The following is a 19727-nucleotide window of genomic DNA, read 5'->3' on the forward strand; positions in this document are numbered from 1 at the left end:
TTTATTTCAAGATGTTAAACAATAAGCTGGCTATAGAAACAAGGATAGAAGTGGCAGAGAACCACAAGCTTGTGCTATTTCCCACGTCTGAGTTTCGAGCTTTCGCCTTATTAGGAGTTACGTATATGATATCATTCTGTTGTAAATAATAATAAGGAGAAAGAATAGTCTCCACTTTATTCAGATCCAAAGGAATAATTTCCTGTTTTCCATTGGCCTTCTCACGTATCAGCTTAACATCATCACGCAAACCATATACAGTCATATCCCCTGCCATAGCCAAGGCTTCCAGGATGTTCACCTTTTCATTTGAAATAGTAAACGTACCAGGACGAGCCACCTCTCCAATCACAGAAATCTTGTAATTCACCATGCGCACCGTCACAACAGGCGTCTCCGTTATGTAAGTCTTCAGTTTCTCCACGATCATTTGTTCGGTTGCTTTCTTGGTCAGACCACCCACATGAAGTTCACCTAGTACAGGGAAATTTATATTACCCCCATTATCAACTAGGTATTGCTGCAGCACAGGTTGGGTAGTAGTATAGTTCAAAACGGCATTGTTTTGTGTAGCTACCGTCAGGTTGAAGGGAGCCGCCAGTTCAGGACTGGTACACGACACCACAATCGTCAGCAAATCTTTGGGCATAATCTTTGCATCATACAATTGCTCGTCCTGAGTGCTATGCAATATCATTTCTGCATCCTGCAGATAAGGCACCTTTTTGTAAGACTGACAGGCAGTCAACATAAATGCCACCCATACGCAATAAGCTAAATATTTCATTCTTTTCATATTTTTATTTCCAGTAAAGTTATAATTAGTAAATTCCTATTTCCTTCATGGCAGATTCCACCTTATCAAGAGGCACATTGAGCGTACGGGCAATGTAGAGTGGAGAAATAACATCCATGGCACCAAACTGACGTTCCCTGCCTATGAGATATTCGATGTTTTTCTTAAGGTCTCCAAACGAATTCAAGAAAGCAGGCACTTCTGATTCCGAGACTCTCCTTGCTATAAACTTCTCTAAAGTCTCGCTTCCGTCCTCCCCATACTTGCCATCCTTTGCTTCAAAAATAACAGAAGGCTCTATCACATGTATGGTATGCCACGCTCCAGCCGGTATCTGAATGCCGAATTGGCCCTCTGCAGGAGATAATACATGGCGTGACACCTCTTTAAAGCCTTTTGTCCTTACCACATCCGTACAACGGGAAGTCGTGTCGTGAACATATCCGTCCACCTCCTCATAGATAATCTCCTCCAGTCTGCCGGCAACACATATCACCGTTTCCGCAGTCTTCTCATGCCGATGGATAGGCACTTCTGTTTCCGGCAACAATGCGTTGAGCATCCGTTGGCTGCTGTCGGCAGAAGAAGTGCGCAAGTCGTAGTTCTGACGCAGACGTACATTTCCTTTTGCCTCAGTCCAAAGAGATTCAAGCAATTCTTTATTTATTTCCATACCTATTATTTTTCAATGATACGAGATATTCTTCATGCAAATGATAATACTTTTTCATAAACAATATGTAAGCTACAGTCAATATGGTGAATGCCCCCAGCAAATACATCCAATGAGCAGGCGTTGTGTCGGGACAGAGATAGATAAATCCAAGAGAAATCAATAACTGCATAACCATATACAACGATGCCACCATTACATGCCCAATCTTTAATTCATTAGTCATAATCTGGTAGGCATGTTTACGATGAGCCTCCCCCAAGTTTTCATGCAACATAATACGATGCGCAATAGTTAAGCAACCATCCACACCATATACCAATAAGAATATCAGCCAAGTAATATCCGTAGTTTTGATTATCACACTGCCCAGCAAAAACAGTATGATAAAAGCAATGCCGATAGAGCCTACATCCCCGGCAAAACACTTAGCTTTACCTTTCGGCCGAAAATTAAAAACACAAAATACCAGTGAGGCAAGAATTGTAGATATAATCAAACTCTGTTCTACAAACACACCGTTTATATTCACCAATGCCAGCGGAATCAATACAGCCAAAGAATATCCTGCCGTAATGCCATTGATTCCATCCATAAAGTTTATCACATTCGTTGCACCGACATATACTATCAAGGCCAATAATATAATCCACCACATCGACCAGTACAATATATCCAACTGGTAAAAAGCCATGACCGCAGCCACAAACTGTATCACTAATCTCACAGAGTCTGGCAATGAATGAATATCATCCACCAGACTCACACCGGACACCAGTGTCAGTCCCGCTAAGAACCAAGGATATTGAAACCCGAAGAACAAACTCCAAGCCCATACACCAACCAAGAAAATTATACCTCCTCCACGCAATGTAATGGTAGAATGCGATGACCGCTCATTGGGTTTGTCGATGATATTAAAATGGTCAGCCACTTTGAAGTACGCCAACTCCATAGCAAGAAGAACCACAAAAGTGATTCCGTAGATTAGGTGTATATTCATAATCACATCTACTGCTTAAAACTTCTAATAGTATCTGTCAATCCATCCCTCGCTCTTATTGGCATCTGCTTGATGCCTAAAGCAGACTTTATTTTGCTATTACTCACCACATAGTTTTCTGTGAGTTTCTGCATTCGAAGAGGATTGAGCGGAAGATGAAGCCATCCCCCCACCTTTGCAACCCCGTTCATTATTTTTTTAGGGATACGCCAAATATGAGCCTTTTTACCAAGAGTCTCGCAAATAACCTGAATGAGCTCATTAGTAGAAAGAGCTTCATCGTCTCCCATATGGTAAATTCCCGAAGGTACGTTTTTAGTTAAAAGTCCTTCAATTACCATACAAAGATTTCCGATACTTGTAAATGAGCGACAATTTTCAAAAGCACCAAGAGGCCAAGGAATACCTTTATTCACTACTCCATAAAGAAGATTGAGGTTACCTTTATTGCCAGGACCGTGAATCATACAAGGACGCATAATGTACACCTGTTTGTCTTTTATGACAGAATCACTATCATCAAAATTGTGATAAGGACGTTTGAGAGCTTTAGGTGCAAAATGCCCGATTATATAGTTCTCTGCTTTAATTTTGCTTTCCCCATAAGGACCTACCGGAGTCGGAACACATTCCTCTGTAAGACACTCCCCCTCTACTCTGTCAGAAGCACTCTTCACTGTAGAAAAGAATATAAATTTCTTTGTAGACTCATGGGTGAGATACCAATCGAAAATGCGTTGGGTAAGACCTTTATTTACCTTGAAGTACACATCCGCTGCACTCTTATTACGAGTATCATGAGCTTTACCTGCCAGATGGATAATGGCATCAATCTGCGGAAAATCAGTGCTATCCAAATCGTCCCATGAAAAAGTCTTTACTACCCCTTCTTTCTCGGGAGTCACAATGTCAAGCCCATAAATTACATTTTCAAGAGAAAGTGCTTTTACAAGATTAGAGCCCACAAAACCATGGACACCTGTAATTAATATATTCATATTCGTAAACCGTTAATATTCGTTTCCTCACCCCTCGTCCTATTACTCTATTTCATCAAATCTGACATATACTTATCAAGCACAGGCACAATATCGCACTGAAAATCATTTGCACGAGGAACAAATTTTTCAAGCTTTGGCCATGCGTCTACAAGAGAATAGGTTCCATCAATGATATATCCGCCATCACTGAGTTTCTTAACAAGTTCTGTTTGATGATTGTCTGCCATCTCATTGAAATCATGCAGACGAGCCATAGCTATAATTCTTTTACCAAGTTTAATACTACTAAATATTGCACCACTACCGGCATGGGTAATAATTACAGATGCCTTTTTGATATACTCCTTAAATTCGTTTTCACCCGTAAATGGTATAGTTGTAAATTTATCTGTCAAAAAATTCGTATATCCAATTTGAGCAACAACCTCTTCTGTAATACCATACGTATCAATCAATTTTTCAACTTCTTTCAGGCAACGGAGAAATCCGTTAGGCTGAGTTCCCACTGTTACAAAAATCATACTCCTAAAACTAAACTAAAGTTCCATAATAATCAGCTTTTCCATTGTACACATCAACCATTTCCGGCCATTGTACAATGACTTTATCTGCTAATCGTCCCACAATCTTTCCGGAGATAGTTTTACTATACACCTTAGCGCGAGTTTCTATGTAAACAAAACGAGAACCGTGCAGTTTCGCAATAAAACATAAAGGGACAGCTATATTGCTGCCGGTAGATACAATTACTTTGGGACGATATTTTTTCCAGATTGCGTGACACTGACGAAATAAAGTCCAATAAGCGGACAGATAGCTCGCATGAGTCAATTTTCGATTTTTATCTTTAGTAAGTTCGTCACGCTTATCTGCAAAAGCCATCGCAAACTCAATAGCCTTAACATCCTTAAGAGCAGGAATATTCCTATTTGCACGCTTATTGTCGGTAAGTACAACGGAATCATACTTCCCGAATAAGTTCTTCAAAGCCATTAATTGCGCAAAATGTCCGCCGTCATTACTGGCAAACATTGCAATATTATTAAGTTTTGACATTTGATTAGTATTTATTATTGTAGATCAAACGCATTTACATTTTCTCCTTCGAGAAATATATAATCCTTATAGTACAGGTAACACTTTCCAATTTTCTTTATACAATAGTCAGCAAACTCTTTGCTCGTATATATCTTACAAATAAATAGATAGCAAAAATTATAAGGGTTCTCTCCTACGTATTTCTCTATATATCTTTCCTGCTCATTTTCAGGGTTGCAAACACAATTATAAGCATCAACCGAAAACACATGCTCTCCATCGGAGTCAATAATTGTATGTTTGCATATACCCGGATTTCCTATTTTCCATTCGCGTTCAATCGTAATCCATCCACCTGCTTTTATCGGGAAAGATGATAGTTCATCATTAAGTGCATCGTATTCTTCCAACCCTGTATGAATGTTACAGTGTCTCCTTCGACAAAGTAGGTGAAAATAGATTTCTTTAGAATTCGTCTCAGGTTTTGATATACCTAAAGAATTGGCTGAACCTGAATACATCTGTTCAGTTCCACCAGTTTTTGAGCCAAATTGACACCATGAACCTTGAATACTGAACCAGGTTATGGCCTTGGGGTAAGAGAGCATAGCAGACCTCATATCTTCAGGAATAAATATCTTTATTTGATCTTTAAAATAAGTCAGTGGATATTTTCTAGAAGAAAATTGTATACGTACTTTTTTCTCATTTTCCGAAAGGCTGTCACAACTGAGCATTAGCACTTTACGGTCCAGCCCAGCCGGATCTGAAACGAACTGATACTTTACCCCTTCACATTCAGTCTGAACCTTGAGGAATGTGAAAAGATTACTTGACAGGTCATTTGAATATGGCTTATAATACTTTACATTACGGTTATACTCAAAAGAAACCTGCTCTCGCACTACTTTTTTTTCATCATTAAACTGCACTTTCCCCTGTTTGAAAAGCCTATAGTTTTCAGGCTTCACTTTCTTTCCATTTCGATATATAGCCACTTCTGACAAATCCGCAAACTGATCTTCACACTGATATGTATTTTTACCATTGACAGCTGTCTTCAAAGCCTTAGTTTTAACTTTTGTTATCTCAATCAGCATTTTATTCCTCCGCATATATTGCTTTATATCAGGAGAATTATCAATATTTGTGATATCATAATAATTACAAACAAATGACTTTGAATAAGCGTCAGGTACTTGAAAAAATCACACTTTAACAGTCCTGCCTTGCTTTCAATAATACCTTTATAATTTTTGGAAGCCGATATTGCCTCCTGATAAGTATCGTAAAGATGAGATAAAATTTCTACATAGCCTGAAGGTCCCTTTCTTTCATCACCTATTCTGATATAGTTATAATAACGTCCAGTTTTCTTAGACTTTAAGCCAAAACAAATTGTCATTTTTTTTAGAATCAAAATTTTCCAGAACATTCTTTACGTAGACCTCCTTAATATACCTATTTACTTCTTTATTATCTGAGTATGGCTTTTCCCCCTTTTGTATAGCATACAAAGGAAACAGCCACAACAACACTATTGCAAAAAACAAAGACGTAAATACCTGTTGCATCAATAAACTATTTCGTCTGTTTTTTTCCCTGTAAAAAACATATCTATACATCTACCTAAAACCAGCGTATATATTTGATTTTCAACGCACTCTCAACACTTAATATGTGCATATTCTTCTGATATTTCATTTATTCTGACTTTGCTTCCCATATCCAAAAGAACTTCTGAAGTAAGATAATCCATAAATCCGCCAAGTGAAGTAAAAGTAAGTTCTCCAAAATATATTTTTCCATTTACTTCATATAGGTCAACACGAAGTATCGGAAACTCTTCAGATAACTTAGATGCAACCTCAAGCATACGTTCAAAACACTTTGGTTTAGGAAGAATTTCTTTACCTTGTCTGTAATGCTCCGTAAACACAGACCACTCTGGATGATAATTCCAATCCAAATCATAGACTCCGGTATCAGCCCCTTTCTTTCCTCTATTCCAAGCACACCATATACAATAAGGCTTACCATTGAGACACCACACCTTATAATCGATTAGCGAAGAGGTGTTAATAGATTGTTTATTAATATCAAGAAGTTCCTCCGCTATGACACAAGGCTGAATTCTGGCATAATGGGGTTCACCCGTAACATCACCATACTTAATTGATACAAGTTTATCATAAGTATCTATAACAATAGCTTTATCAAGTTTATCTTTATCACGACATATAAGAATATCACCACAACCGTTATTCACTTTTAAGACGAACTGATTGGGAAGCCTGTCCCAATCTACATCACTTGCCTTGTCCCATCGACCATAAAGTTTTACCAGTGTATCTCCAAGTCCTAGAGACTGCACATATTCTCTAACCTTATATTTATCAGCTAAGTCAGCCCATCGGCTAGTATCACCATAGAACTTGTTCCAATTAATCTTTTCGTTAATATCGGTAGGATGCTCATAATTCGGCATCTTATGAAACTTGTAGAAGTACTTCAACCGAGCTACTTGTATAGGCTTTAACAAATGAAGTTTACAGAACAAAGTTACAACTGCAAGAATGACTTTCTTCTTCATAACAGTATATTATAAAATATTGATATCTTTCAATAAGTCTTTTGTAATGACAGTCTTTATACTATAATCGCAAATCTGTTGTACATCCAATCAAGAGATTAGCACAACTCATCCTATCTTATATTACTCGTTTTTAAAATTTTATCATAGCACCCTATTAATTCTTTTTTTATTGCCTCAGGCTGATAGTCCCGACTTATTCTGTAACTAGCTTCACCATACTTCTGCCTAAGCTCTTCACTTTCAGCCATCATTTTCATAGCCAGATATATCTCTTTATCATTTCCGGGAGTAACAAACACCCCACTCACACGATCTTGAACAATAGAAGGAATCCCTCCTACATTAGTGGTTATGACAGGCTTATGATATGACTCAGCCTCAAGAATAGAAATAGGTACACCTTCAATAAATGAAGGAAGAATGTAGACATCCGCCAAGTTCAATAAATATTGTTTCTTCTCTTTATCAACCCAACCCTCAAATCTTACTAATGTTTCTATTCCCAGCTCTTTGATAATTGAAAGAAGTCTATCTGTCTCCCCATTCCCCCCTATATGCAAAACTATCCTATTTTGAAGTTCCTGCTTATGATCTCCTATCGCCTTCAAAACATTGAAAATACCTTTGTTATCACAAATTAACCCAAGGAATAGAAAATGTACAAGTCCATTCTTTTCAACATTCTCAATGTTTGGTTCCCTTATCACATTTCTGATAGTCACAATATGCCTACACCCGATACTTTGGAAATAATTATTCCATTCACCGGAAAGGCACACGACACAATCCACTATTGCTAAGATAGCATCCACTTTTTTAATATTTGAGAGTCTGAATTCTTTAAAGCCACCCCCGTGACAATGAAAAACAACTTTCTTCCCCATCATCTTTGCAATCTTTATTGCATATTTCTTTCGCCAAAAGCTAGTACCAGAAGCAGAGTGAATATGTACTATCTCTATTTTTCGATCAGTAAAAAGTTTCCAAATGAGCAATAAATATCCACTGACAGCATACCATACTTTCTGCACATTGTTCAATTCACTTGCAGCAATCCTAACAAATTTGAAAGGATGAATAAAAGTAGAATAAGTATTGAGTACACTAGCAATGCCTCCTTTGGGCACCTTGTAATCCATTCCCACAAACAGAACTTTCTCAAATATACTTGATTCAGACATGAAGTTTATTCATTAAAGTATTCCACATATTTTCTTGCACACTCAGCAATTGTATAAGGACTGTTGTCCTTCATGCTCATTGCATTTGCCTTAATTGAATCATAATTATCAATGGCTTTTATTAAAGCATTCTTGTAATCTTCCAGACTATGAGATTTACTGAGAAAGCCATTTACACCATCTTTAATCAAATCCACAGCTCCGCACACTGGAGTACTCACAGCTGGAAGTCCCGCAAGACTTGCTTCAAGAAGTGTGATTGGCATTCCTTCAAAATTTGAGGATAGACAAAAAATATCGGCATTCAGCATATAATCAGCCACATTTTTTCGAGGTCCGACAAAGTGAATCCTATCACACGCCATTGATACTATCGACTGTCCTTCCGGAGTATTAAATCCTGCACCCACGACAATCAGGTCAATGTTGTACCCCTCTTGTACCAGTATGTTCACTGATTCAATCAGAAGCTTCTGGTTTTTTACCGGATGACATCTCGCAACATGAATCAGTAAAAGGGAGGAAGCATTGTTTTTAAGCTGATTCACCTCATTGCTTACCGCCCCAAATAAATCTGTAGAAACTATTGGAGCTCGTCCATTAGTTATACAACGTACAGGAGTACGCGAATAAAATGCCTTAAAGTCAGCATAGTTCTTTTCTGAGAGACAAGACAATTTAAAACGACCCAATCTTCCCAAAGTATTGCAATACAACCTCAGCAGTCCCTTATCGTAACCATTATGCAAATCACTATGTACGGAGAAATACACTTTCTTCGAAAAAGAAAGCAATCCTGTAGCCAATGCACTATATTTAAGGGTAGAAATCATATGTACATGAATCACATCAGGATTGAGTGCTTTGAGAACGGTATATACCCTCCACTGACTAGACAACTTGAGACCATTTGGAAGTCCTAAATTCACATAATGTACACTATCAGAAACCTCCGATCTAAAAAAATTCCTAACTTCCGTTTCCTTCTTATCATCCAGAATAGTAACAAGATATGTTTCGTTTTCTTTAACTAACTGATTGCTTAAATCAACAACAAAGCGTTCTGCACCTCCACCGGCTAAGAATGTTATTAGTTCTACTATTTTCATTATTCCTTTGTTTTTATTTTCTTTACAGACCCCCTAGACAATTGCTAAAAACTCAACATTTTTGGTTACCACAGATCCTTCCATAATCACCACATCATTTCCATTATTTACTACCCTACAACACACACGAGTTTATGATTGCATAATCTCCAACGATTGCTGATTTGCCGTTGTTTGTTCCAATATCCACATACCCATAAATTATATATTACCTATACATCATAACAACAATCAAGATATTTCAACAATCAGAGAAAGTAAATGCATCTTTATACCACATTTCTTTATCTTTTAATCAACCATCGATTTTGAATGTACTCAGGATGTTTATTCTCTCCAATTACTCTACCAGGATTTCCTACAACAGTACTATTCGAATAAACATCTTTCGTTACTATTGAACCTGCACCAATCAATGAGTTCTCGCCAATATGTACACCTTCTATCAAACAAGTCATAGGACCTATATATACATTATTCCCAATAATTGCTTGATTACCCTCATTTGTGCCTATATTACTCATCTGAGACAAATTAACATTATTGCCAATAATGCACCTAATACTAACACACATGCTCATTGCATGCCCTAAATACAAACCATAGCCAATCTTAGATCCGGCATGAACACGACAATCATACTTAAGTTTATAATGTTCATGACGCAATTTACATATAGGATAGAAACAGCCACGATAACTTGCAAATCTCAACCAAAACAAATGTTTAAGTGCTCTATCACGAAATGACTTTAACCATATCACCCCAAGACTATCGACTCGTCCAAAAATCCTAAAATAATCACTTTTCAAGAGTTCAAGACAATCTCTGTAACTTGTAGGAATAGGAATATCTATTTCGCTCCCGTTTCTAGTATTATAGTGTTCAAATTTCATAACAATTTATTTTTTTAAAGCCCTCTTTACTAAAGCAGCGACCGCATTCACCATTTTACTCGCTAGCGGATAACGTTTACCAAGTACATCAACAACAATCACTCCCTTGTAAGAATTCAAGGTATGAAACGACTGTCTCAATTCGAAATGAGGTGATATCATTCTTCTAACTTCTTTAAAGACCCATTTTCCATCGACAAAAGAGGTTTCTTGCAAAGAGATACCATGACCATAATTGGTATTACTCTCTTGTGCAGGACGATACACCCTTCCATTAACTTTGAAAAAATATCCAGCCATTCGAGCAATACGCTCTGGAAAAATGTTGCTCGTCACATATACAAACTTTTGCTTCGTGTCACTCCACTCATATTGGTCAAGCTGAAAGCCATTTGCATACTCGGCTTGTGTCGTAAATAATTGTGGTTTCCCAAACAAATCTGTGAATACAGCATCTGTTAATGGTTTATCAGACAATTCATGAATTAATGTCATGTCGTCATTTATAGGATTATACTCATAGATATTAAGCACACCATCTTCACTGTTTTCTGGATAAACATATATCTTATCATCTTTACGATATATGATAGGAAAACTCAGATGTCCCGGACGCTCCAATATAACTTTCTTCTCTATAACATAATTGTTCCTCCTGTCAATCACTAACTTCGAGATTCTTCCCTTAGAAATCTTCTTTGTCACCTCTTCCACCAATACAATAATAGTATCTTCAGTCACATCAAGAATAAAAGGGTCAGCAAACCAAGAATTGGGAAAATTATGAGTTACAAGAGTCAGTTTAAGTTCATCGCCTTTAACAATACCTTCAAAAGTATTATCCAAGAAACCGATTTCCCAATGAAGAGAAGTTAGCTCTTTATACAATTTCCGCAATACATTCATAAATAATAGAATTTACAATCGGTTCCTTAGTGTTGTTTTGAATTCTCTAAATAAACTATACCAGAATGGCCTTGAGTCTTCTTTAAAGTAGGTAATGAAACATGTTGTACGTCGATAATTTCGCCACCACTCTTTCAATGAGAACTCACGTTTTAGCATACACTTAAAATAATATATTTCTGGCATTAAATAAGTAGTGCTAACAGTGGACGTCGACAACTCTTTTTGCCAATCACCTCCAGAATAATACAAATAGTAAATATATGGAATATTCATACCAGCCGATGTTTGACAAATTGCATTTCCATCATTTCTGAAATTTGTTTCTGTAAAATAATTTTTACCAGTTGACTTTTCTTTCAAAAACTCAATGCTGAAGGTTCCTGAATAGCCGACCCTTTTAATGAACTCTTTAGCTTTACTAAGTGTATCTAAGAACTCCGGTTCAACCTTATCAAATTTCAAAAAGAAAGTATTATCTATCCCGTTAGGACGATCAATATGTGTACGCCCTGAGATAATTATATGTTTTCCATTATCCATTGAGCAACCCAAAAACTGGAATTCAAAATCCTTTATTATAAACTTTTGAATCTGTATAATCGGACAATGCTCAGAATTCGCTAAAAACTCCTCCAATTCTTCTCTTCTCTTACAAATTTTAATATTTTTCTTGCTTCCCTCCACACTTGAAATAGCCTTGGTTATACATGGAAACTCAATATCTGCAGGCACTTCCCCATCAGATACCATCCACGTACGAGGGACATCAAGCCCAACCTCTCTTGCAAGATCAGACATATATTCTTTACTCATTTTACGTTCCAAACTTCCTGAAATATTTGTTACTGGAAGTATAAAAAAGGGACTTAGCCGCTGAACAGAAGAATCAAGTACAGAAGACACGTTATCATACGATGAATATACTATCGCCTTGTTTTTTGTATCAGAAAAATGTTTTAACATTTCATCAACCACTTGTTCTGGTAATGAGCATACCCAACCTTCTATTACATACCTACTTTTGAGTACAAAGCTGTTTATATTTTCGCCAACTATAAGCACATAAGAGTTGAGCCCTTTTTGGCCGAGACTCTCAACTATACCAAGAGTATTATGGTGGTCTGCACCAATTACCAAAACTTTATTCTTCATCTGACTCTATTTATTATATATTTCAACATATTCTTTAGCAATTACATTCCATGAACCTTTTCCTAATCTTGCACTCTCAGCTATATTCTCACTCATCTGCTGAAGAAGAACAGGATTATCAAGATATGATTGTATTGCAATGGCAAGGGCATCTACATCCTTAGGAGGAACAATAATTCCTGTCTTACCATTATCAATCATCTCAGGTAACCCACCTACATTAGTAGCAATTACAGGAGTATTCAGTGCAAATGATGAATATACTACTCCACTCTGTGTTGCATCAGTATAAGGACACACTGTAAATAATGCACCACGAATTAGATCAGCAAGTTCATCAAGTTCTATAAATCGATTGACAATCTTTACATATTCATATTTCTCATACTCTGAAGCATCGAAATACATTTCTCCACTACCTGCAACAATGACTTTTACATTAGGATGGACTTTATGCACCCTCTCCATCGCCCGAAAAAGATATTCTACCCCCTTATATGGAGAAATACGTCCAAAGAAAAGTACATAATTCTCCTTTTTCTTGTTTACATCCCCATACATACGAAGCATATCATAATATCCTAAATGCGATGTGAATATTCTATCTTTAGGCACATTGTATCCTTTTGCGAATACATCCACTTCGGCTTTATTGAGAACAATAAACTTCTTGACGTACCACTTTACAATCGAACGACGAATATCCTCTTGCCTATCACCTTCCCCTGTATGAGGTTTTCCGTCATGAATTGTAACGACTAATTTATTTCTAAAGAACCACAATGGCACAAAATGGAATAATGATGGTGTTTCAATATATTGAATTAGATCATAGTTACCCTTTTTAAAAAAGGACAAAACATTCATCGCTACCATAAAACTACTCCAACCAAAGCGGCCTACCGGCTCGTTTGCTATGTAAATATTCTCAATAGGGACATACGAAGAAAATATTTTCAGTTCAGAATAAGCTGTTAGCGGGAATATGCCACTTTTAGGAATAATCTGATTAATATTGAACACTGTAGATTTTAAAGAACGAGGGGTCATAGAATATAACACAGTCACATCATGACCTTGTGCTATTAGTGCTTTTATCAGTGGAAAATCACAATCGCCAAAGCACGTACGAGAATAATAAAGTATTTTCATATCTAGACTCTTAGCCTATTTTTAGTGAAATGATAATCTGCACAAGGAATAATCGTCAATAGCATCATATATGGATTAAGATAGTTTGACTCTAAAAGTCCCATTACGAACAAGATAATTATACACATCCTCGATGCAAGGTTCGTATTACGAAAAAGTATTATATAAAAAAGACCGTATAGCAAAGCGCCAATATAACCAAGAGATAGTAGAATAGTTTGTACACCATTAGCATAAAAAATGAAATTCCCGTCATACATCTCTATTCCAAATCTGTTTCGTACATCAGGAATACCAATAATCTGTTCATCAAAGGTTAGCTGATCAAACATTAAATAACCTCCAACAACTCGAGTAAAACCACTCGCTCCTTCAATAGAGAATTCTTCAGTTCGCGAAAACATCTCCTGTCCCATTTCACTGCCAACATACATGTATATTAAAGCAATAATTAATGGAACGAACAGCATAATCATTATAAAACGTCTAATAATATTCGCATTCCAAAATATACTGAACATTTTCACAGCAAAGAGAATCACCAATCCGACCATTCCGGAACCAGACTTCAAAGCTATGAGAGAGAAGATGATAAGAATGCCCTCCTTATTCAACCACTTTTCCTGTTTATTAGTTTCAAACCATATCAAAGCTAGATAGCTCACATAGTAATAAGCCATATATGATGGTTCAAGAAATATCGAACATGGACGCGAACCTGACATCTGATGGGCAACAAGTTCTGCATACGACATCCCCTCATAAGTAAACCCACCTGTGAGATTTGGTACAAAACAAAATACATGAGAACCTGTGGCTAATTTCAAAGAAAACTGCACCCAAAACAAAGCAGCCGAAATCAGAACCACCCATCGCATATATCTCTTAAGAAGCTGTAAATCAAATGATAGTATACCTCCTATAAGGGCAAGAAAGAATAAAAAGAAAAGCCATCCACCCGGAGGAATCAGAGTCCATAATTCAAAATGGTGATGATATATCCATATCAGACAAATATACACAAACAAAAGCCAAAATATAATAGGAATCACATTAATTTTAAAATTGTTTCTGACTATAATATATGCTGACAAAAACAGTATTAAAGTGTATCCCAAACCAACTGGAAATGGTATCTCATACCAAGCCAGTATCGGTAACAACGCAAGAATCATCATGGATACTTTGCGAAGCCATGGCTTACAGTTGCTTTGTATATTTATACAAGCAGAAATCATCGTTATTTTTTTAATTGATTGAGAACCTGAATCATCATATTTAAATAACTTTGGTAATACCTTGCAGCAAAAGCCTTCTCCTTAACAGCATCAAAAGATAAAATAGCATCCATAACAGCAGGTGCTGATGTAGGAGAATAATCCTGACCAGATATAAAAACTCGATACTTCAATAAATCAGCTGTACTCAGAATATGATAAATCTTACTTGATTCTCCATTAGTCCATTGACCGTCAATCTTCGGAATTCCGTAATTGTCAAAACAATAGAACGGGACACCATTAGCTATAGATGTCACAATCGGATGCATATTGTTTCCTACATACCCTTTCGAATACTTAATCAAAGCATACCATTCTAAAGGTGATATAGTATCACCTGCTGTGTATTGAATATCGCCAAAGGCAGACGCATCAGCATAAGGCAGTTTTACACATACAAGACCATTTTTATTAGCCAATTCTTGGAATTCATTAATCCAAGCCTGATTCACAGATTTCTCTCCCTTAAAACTGAGTAGAATATAGTTTTCAGGAATATTGAATTTCTTAATTATGTCTTCTTTAAAAGGTACCAAATGAGATGCATTGTGGTTAAACGCAAAGACAGGATCAGGTGTAACTTCCGGAATCATTTCTCCATCAGTAAGATATGCCACCATCTTTTGGGCCCAATCATCACGAACAGACACATAGCGAAATTCCAAAATAGACTGCTTCATCCGAGACTTAGTTCTACCCTTTATAAAATAGTACATTGAATCCTGAGATGAGCCGGATATTACCGCAATCGGAACCGGATGGTCCAAATATCTATTGAATGCCCCCCAAAAACTGTTTGGATACATTCTATCACTAGTAGGATGCCCAATATATATGATTCTCTTACAAGGAAAATGAATACGTTCACGCAAAGGATGATGCTGAATAACGGCATCGCTACCAATAATTACAGCCTCAATTCTTTCCTTTTCAATTACTTTTGCTACTTGCTTATCTGTTTCACAAAGTTCTGTCATTGGATAGTATTGTTTTCTCATACGAACATATAAATCTCTAACCTTTAGTAGGGACCGCTTCTCATAATCTTTACTGAAATCCTTAGGAATCCAATTTATCACCATAGGCTCATCACCCTGTTTCTTGATATATTCGACAGTAGAAAGGAGCTGCAAAAATGCGCCAAAGTTACAGGCTGCATGATATGCTAATAATCCTATTTTCATTTTTATCGCTTTAGAAGATGCTGAATTTTTGATTTAATATGCTCTCGTTGACCCTCATCAAATGCAAATCTGAACATTAATACAGCAAAGAGCAAACAGTATATTGAGCATACAATTACAAGCTTTAAGAAAGAATTAGAGATCATAAAGTGAGGAATCATCGCAATAATAACAGGAATAACTATGATTATCATAGTTGGTTGAATAACATTCTGAATATATTCTTTGACACTCATACCTGTCAATTTATTCGCCATAAACAATCTTACACACAAAGAAGTGAGTTCCAGTATCACAAAAGCTATAGTTGTATAATATACAGAATACCCCATCTTTAAAATGACATAGGCTATAGGAATATTCATTAGTAGAAAACTTCCCATAATTATCTGATAATTACGGATTTTTCCTGTTGCCTGAATAGCAGCCATAATTCCCACTGAGTATTGATATGTTATAGATAAAAGAAGGATGTACTGAGCCAACTTCAATGTAAATGGTGGAATATTATCTTTTAACCAAAGAGTCAAAACTTCGTCCATCTCCATGATGAAAGGAACGGCAAAGAACGCAAGAGCAAGTACAGAGAACTTTGATGAGATAAATGATATACGAAAAAGTCTATTTCTATCATTCATTCCTTCACTTTTCATCAACTGAGGATTAATGGCCTTTTGAAATGTAGCAGAAAAATGTCCAAGAGCACCATTTATCTGGTTCGCAACCCCATATGCTGCATTTGCTATTGTACCTAAGAAAATATTTATAATAACTGCAACACCTTGATTCCTTCCAATCATTGCAAGACCTGCAAAAAGATTCCATCCAGTAAAGCCTACCATCTCCTTGATTATGAACTTTCCTCGATATGTATTTAATTGTATACAATAATCTTTGTAAGCATACCGGCACCACCCATATTTCATAAAAAAAGTCAAAACAGAAATAAAGGCGACACAAGCACCATAGTAAATCAGCTTATCCCCAGAAATGTACGCAATAGAAAGCGCAACAGCAAGCATCAGTACAGAATCAATTAACTCTATGACAGAAAAAGGCAACATATCCTCTTTCGCATTGACCAAAGCATCAAATGGAACTGATACAATCTTTGCAAAGGTGCTAAAAATAAGGAGTTGATAAATAATCTTTGCACACCACACTCGCTCTGGAATAATATTGAGTCTATCAATCGCAAATAACCCAATAGTCTCAAAAGCAACAACAACCAGCAAGCCTAGGAGTAAATGTAAAAGAAAACTTGTATTATAAATAGAATTAATTTTTTCTTCATTTTTCTCTCCCATCGCAACAGACATAAATCGTTGGGTAGAGACAGTCATTGAGTTATTCAAAAATGAAAGCATCGCCACAACTCCTGCCACAAGATTGTATAAACCATAGTCGCTCGCTCCCAAGGCATTCAACACCAATGGAATAGAAACGAAAGCAATTGCCAAGGACAGGATAACCTTAACATAAAGTACGATTGTATTAAATATTACTCTTGTTGATGTTTGCATACTTTTTAATATAAATGCGAAGTATCATCTTTAAAGTGATAGCCATACTGATAACCTTTACGTTCCCTTTTACCTATGACTTTTGCGGGAACTCCAGCGACAATTGTATATGGTAGAACATCCTTCGTCACAACAGCTCCGGAAGCTACTACAGCTCCTTCGCCGACCTTAACTCCAGGAAGTATTATTGAACGACTACAAATCCAAGCATATTCTCCAATTTCAGTAAGTGCTCCTTTACCACAAAAATATTTATCGTTATAATCGTGATTAAGCGACCAGATAACAGCCTCATATGCAATAACAGCATTTTTACGAATTATAAGACCTTTTCTTGCATCCAAAAGACATTTAGGACCTATATTAACCCCATCCTCAATTATTAAACCTTTAGGATTCCTCACTGTGAATCCAAAGTAAAAATGAACATTCTTTGAAGCCTTTACGCCACTCCATCGAATGAAAAGATTTCTGAGAGTTTTACTTGGAAGACTTGGTATAAATCTCTCAATTAATGTGCTTTTAAGTCCATTTATTCCTCCTCGAATATTATTGTATATATTCCTAGCTAACTGTTTCATATATAGTATTTCTTATATTCTCTATATTTAGAATTGTCATGTTTGTATAGCAACTATCTTACAAAGTTCTCTATAGTATTGAGTCCAAAAATGCTTGGAGAGATTCTCCACAAAACCTAGCTTCAATTTGGTACTTGAAATAAAATCTTGCCCAATTCACTGCTGTACACATTTTTCACCTTGCAACGAAAATATTTCTTTTAATCTAGAACCTGATTTTAGTGCTTACAAAAGCTTATACAACATAAAACAAATGAAATATACAGAGGAACAACCAAACAATTTTATTGATTGAAGAAAAAGGCTATTTTAATCTCTACGGAAGATATCGCGTGTATACACTTTCTTCTCTACATCACTTAAACACTCATCAAAACGATTAGCAATAATGGCCTTGCTTAATTCTTTAAAACGAGTAAGATCATTAACGACTTTGGAGCCAAAGAAATTTTCTCCATTGCTAAGAGTAGGTTCGTAAATAATCATTTCTGCCCCCTTTGCTTTAATACGCTTCATAATCCCCTGAATAGCGCTCTGCCGGAAATTATCCGAATTAGACTTCATAGTCAAACGATACACTCCTATAGTGACAGGCTCCTTTTGACCATCGTACTGATTGTGTGAATTATAATCGTACCATCCAGCCTTGCGAAGAATGGAATCAGCTATGTAATCTTTTCGGGTGCGGTTACTCTCTACAATAGCAGTTATCATGTTCTGAGGTACGTCCTGATAGTTAGCCAAGAGTTGTTTCGTGTCTTTAGGCAGACAATAACCGCCATAACCAAACGATGGATTATTATAATGTGTTCCAATACGAGGATCAAGACCAACACCCTGTATGATTGACTGAGAATCCAGACCTTTCATCTCCGCATAAGTATCCAATTCATTAAAATAACTGACACGCAAAGCAAGATAGGTATTAGCAAACAGTTTAACAGCTTCCGCCTCCTTTATACCCATAAAAAGAGTAGGAATATCTTCCTTGATTGCACCTTCCTGAAGCAATGCAGCGAAAGTATGCGCAGCTTTCTCTAGGGCAGGAACATCAGCAATGGATTTAATAGCTTCGTTTTCCTCGTCAAACTGCTCACCATCAATCAGTTTTGGATAGCCAACAATGATACGACTTGGATATAAATTATCGTAAAGAGCCATACTCTCACGAAGAAACTCCGGAGAAAAAAGCAGGTTAAGCTTCCTGACTCCCTTACGGGCATACTTCAAATAAAGTCCACGGCAATATCCAACAGGAATAGTAGACTTGATTACCATCACAGCATCAGGATTGACACTTAAAACCAGGTCTATGACATCCTCTATATGATGGGTATCAAAATAATTCTTCACCGGATCATAGTTAGTAGGAGCCGCAATGACCACAAAATCAGCGTCACTGTATGCCTTGGCACCGTCAAGCGTAGCAGTCAGATTCAATGTCTTTTCAGACAAATACTTTTCAATATACTCATCCTGAATAGGTGATTGTTTACGATTGAGCATATCTACTTTCTCGGGAATCACATCGACTGCCGTCACCTGGTGATGTTGCGACAAAAGTGTTGCTATGCTAAGACCAACATAGCCGGTACCTGCAACAGCAATCTTCAAATCTTTTGTATCCATTGTTGATTTATGTTAGTGTTATAG

The 19727-nt window shown here is 36.7% G+C and carries 19 protein-coding genes; all 19 read right to left on the reverse strand.

Annotation, left to right across the window (positions count from 1 at the left end; translation table 11 throughout):
* Nucleotide 1: 1 nt before the first annotated feature.
* The 19 genes from K6V30_RS18720 to K6V30_RS18810 all read right to left on the reverse strand — a co-directional run bounded on the left by K6V30_RS18720 (nucleotide 2) and on the right by K6V30_RS18810 (nucleotide 19703).
* A complete protein-coding gene (locus tag K6V30_RS18720) occupies nucleotides 2-796 on the reverse strand; it encodes a polysaccharide biosynthesis/export family protein (RefSeq protein ID WP_055271104.1) in 795 nt (264 codons plus the stop codon).
* Nucleotides 797-821: 25 nt separating this feature from the next.
* Entirely contained in the window at nucleotides 822-1469 is a 648-nt protein-coding gene (locus K6V30_RS18725) for a WbuC family cupin fold metalloprotein (protein ID WP_055271102.1), read from the reverse strand.
* A complete protein-coding gene (locus K6V30_RS18730; RefSeq protein ID WP_055271100.1) occupies nucleotides 1456-2472 on the reverse strand; it encodes an MraY family glycosyltransferase in 1017 nt (338 codons plus the stop codon). The genes K6V30_RS18725 and K6V30_RS18730 overlap by 14 nt, the downstream gene beginning before the upstream one ends.
* A gap of 8 nt (nucleotides 2473-2480) precedes the next feature.
* Nucleotides 2481-3470 carry an NAD-dependent epimerase/dehydratase family protein gene (locus K6V30_RS18735; RefSeq protein WP_055271098.1) on the reverse strand — a complete coding sequence of 330 codons (990 nt, stop codon included), beginning with the start codon at nucleotides 3468-3470 and terminating at the stop codon, nucleotides 2481-2483.
* Between the two features lie 47 nt (nucleotides 3471-3517).
* Complete coding sequence (locus K6V30_RS18740; protein WP_055271096.1) at nucleotides 3518-3994, reverse strand: glycosyltransferase; 477 nt, start codon at nucleotides 3992-3994, stop codon at nucleotides 3518-3520.
* A gap of 10 nt (nucleotides 3995-4004) precedes the next feature.
* A complete protein-coding gene (pssD, locus tag K6V30_RS18745) occupies nucleotides 4005-4529 on the reverse strand; it encodes a PssD/Cps14F family polysaccharide biosynthesis glycosyltransferase (protein WP_055271094.1) in 525 nt (174 codons plus the stop codon).
* 14 nt (nucleotides 4530-4543) lie between these two features.
* On the reverse strand, nucleotides 4544-5626 hold the full coding sequence (locus K6V30_RS18750; RefSeq protein ID WP_224207184.1) for a hypothetical protein: 1083 nt from the start codon (nucleotides 5624-5626) through the stop codon (nucleotides 4544-4546).
* A gap of 551 nt (nucleotides 5627-6177) precedes the next feature.
* Nucleotides 6178-7104: an ATP-grasp fold amidoligase family protein gene (locus tag K6V30_RS18755; RefSeq protein ID WP_055271092.1), complete on the reverse strand. Its 927-nt coding sequence runs from the start codon at nucleotides 7102-7104 to the stop codon at nucleotides 6178-6180.
* A gap of 113 nt (nucleotides 7105-7217) precedes the next feature.
* Nucleotides 7218-8288, reverse strand: a complete 1071-nt coding sequence (locus tag K6V30_RS18760) for a glycosyltransferase family 4 protein (RefSeq protein WP_055271090.1) — start codon at nucleotides 8286-8288, stop codon at nucleotides 7218-7220.
* 5 nt (nucleotides 8289-8293) lie between these two features.
* Nucleotides 8294-9397 carry a glycosyltransferase gene (locus K6V30_RS18765; RefSeq protein WP_055271088.1) on the reverse strand — a complete coding sequence of 368 codons (1104 nt, stop codon included), beginning with the start codon at nucleotides 9395-9397 and terminating at the stop codon, nucleotides 8294-8296.
* A gap of 284 nt (nucleotides 9398-9681) precedes the next feature.
* A complete protein-coding gene (locus tag K6V30_RS18770; protein WP_055271086.1) occupies nucleotides 9682-10293 on the reverse strand; it encodes an LbetaH domain-containing protein in 612 nt (203 codons plus the stop codon).
* Between the two features lie 6 nt (nucleotides 10294-10299).
* The gene (locus K6V30_RS18775) at nucleotides 10300-11199 is read right to left on the reverse strand and encodes a glucosamine inositolphosphorylceramide transferase family protein (protein ID WP_055271084.1); all 900 of its coding nucleotides are present in this window, start codon (nucleotides 11197-11199) and stop codon (nucleotides 10300-10302) included.
* 12 nt (nucleotides 11200-11211) lie between these two features.
* Complete coding sequence (locus tag K6V30_RS18780; RefSeq protein ID WP_055271082.1) at nucleotides 11212-12354, reverse strand: hypothetical protein; 1143 nt, start codon at nucleotides 12352-12354, stop codon at nucleotides 11212-11214.
* A 6-nt stretch (nucleotides 12355-12360) separates the two neighbouring features.
* Nucleotides 12361-13506, reverse strand: coding sequence for a glycosyltransferase family 4 protein (locus K6V30_RS18785; RefSeq protein WP_055271080.1), 1146 nt, complete (start codon nucleotides 13504-13506; stop codon nucleotides 12361-12363).
* 2 nt (nucleotides 13507-13508) lie between these two features.
* Complete coding sequence (locus K6V30_RS18790) at nucleotides 13509-14744, reverse strand: hypothetical protein (protein ID WP_055271078.1); 1236 nt, start codon at nucleotides 14742-14744, stop codon at nucleotides 13509-13511.
* Between the two features lie 2 nt (nucleotides 14745-14746).
* Nucleotides 14747-15970, reverse strand: a complete 1224-nt coding sequence (locus K6V30_RS18795; RefSeq protein WP_055271077.1) for a polysaccharide pyruvyl transferase family protein — start codon at nucleotides 15968-15970, stop codon at nucleotides 14747-14749.
* A 2-nt stretch (nucleotides 15971-15972) separates the two neighbouring features.
* Nucleotides 15973-17493 carry a lipopolysaccharide biosynthesis protein gene (locus K6V30_RS18800; protein ID WP_055271075.1) on the reverse strand — a complete coding sequence of 507 codons (1521 nt, stop codon included), beginning with the start codon at nucleotides 17491-17493 and terminating at the stop codon, nucleotides 15973-15975.
* 5 nt (nucleotides 17494-17498) lie between these two features.
* Complete coding sequence (locus K6V30_RS18805; RefSeq protein WP_081030932.1) at nucleotides 17499-18074, reverse strand: acyltransferase; 576 nt, start codon at nucleotides 18072-18074, stop codon at nucleotides 17499-17501.
* A 309-nt stretch (nucleotides 18075-18383) separates the two neighbouring features.
* Nucleotides 18384-19703 carry a nucleotide sugar dehydrogenase gene (locus tag K6V30_RS18810; protein ID WP_055271073.1) on the reverse strand — a complete coding sequence of 440 codons (1320 nt, stop codon included), beginning with the start codon at nucleotides 19701-19703 and terminating at the stop codon, nucleotides 18384-18386.
* Nucleotides 19704-19727 lie beyond the last annotated feature (24 nt).

Source organism: Bacteroides faecis, assembly GCF_020091505.1.
Classification (GTDB): Bacteria; Bacteroidota; Bacteroidia; order Bacteroidales; family Bacteroidaceae; genus Bacteroides; species Bacteroides faecis.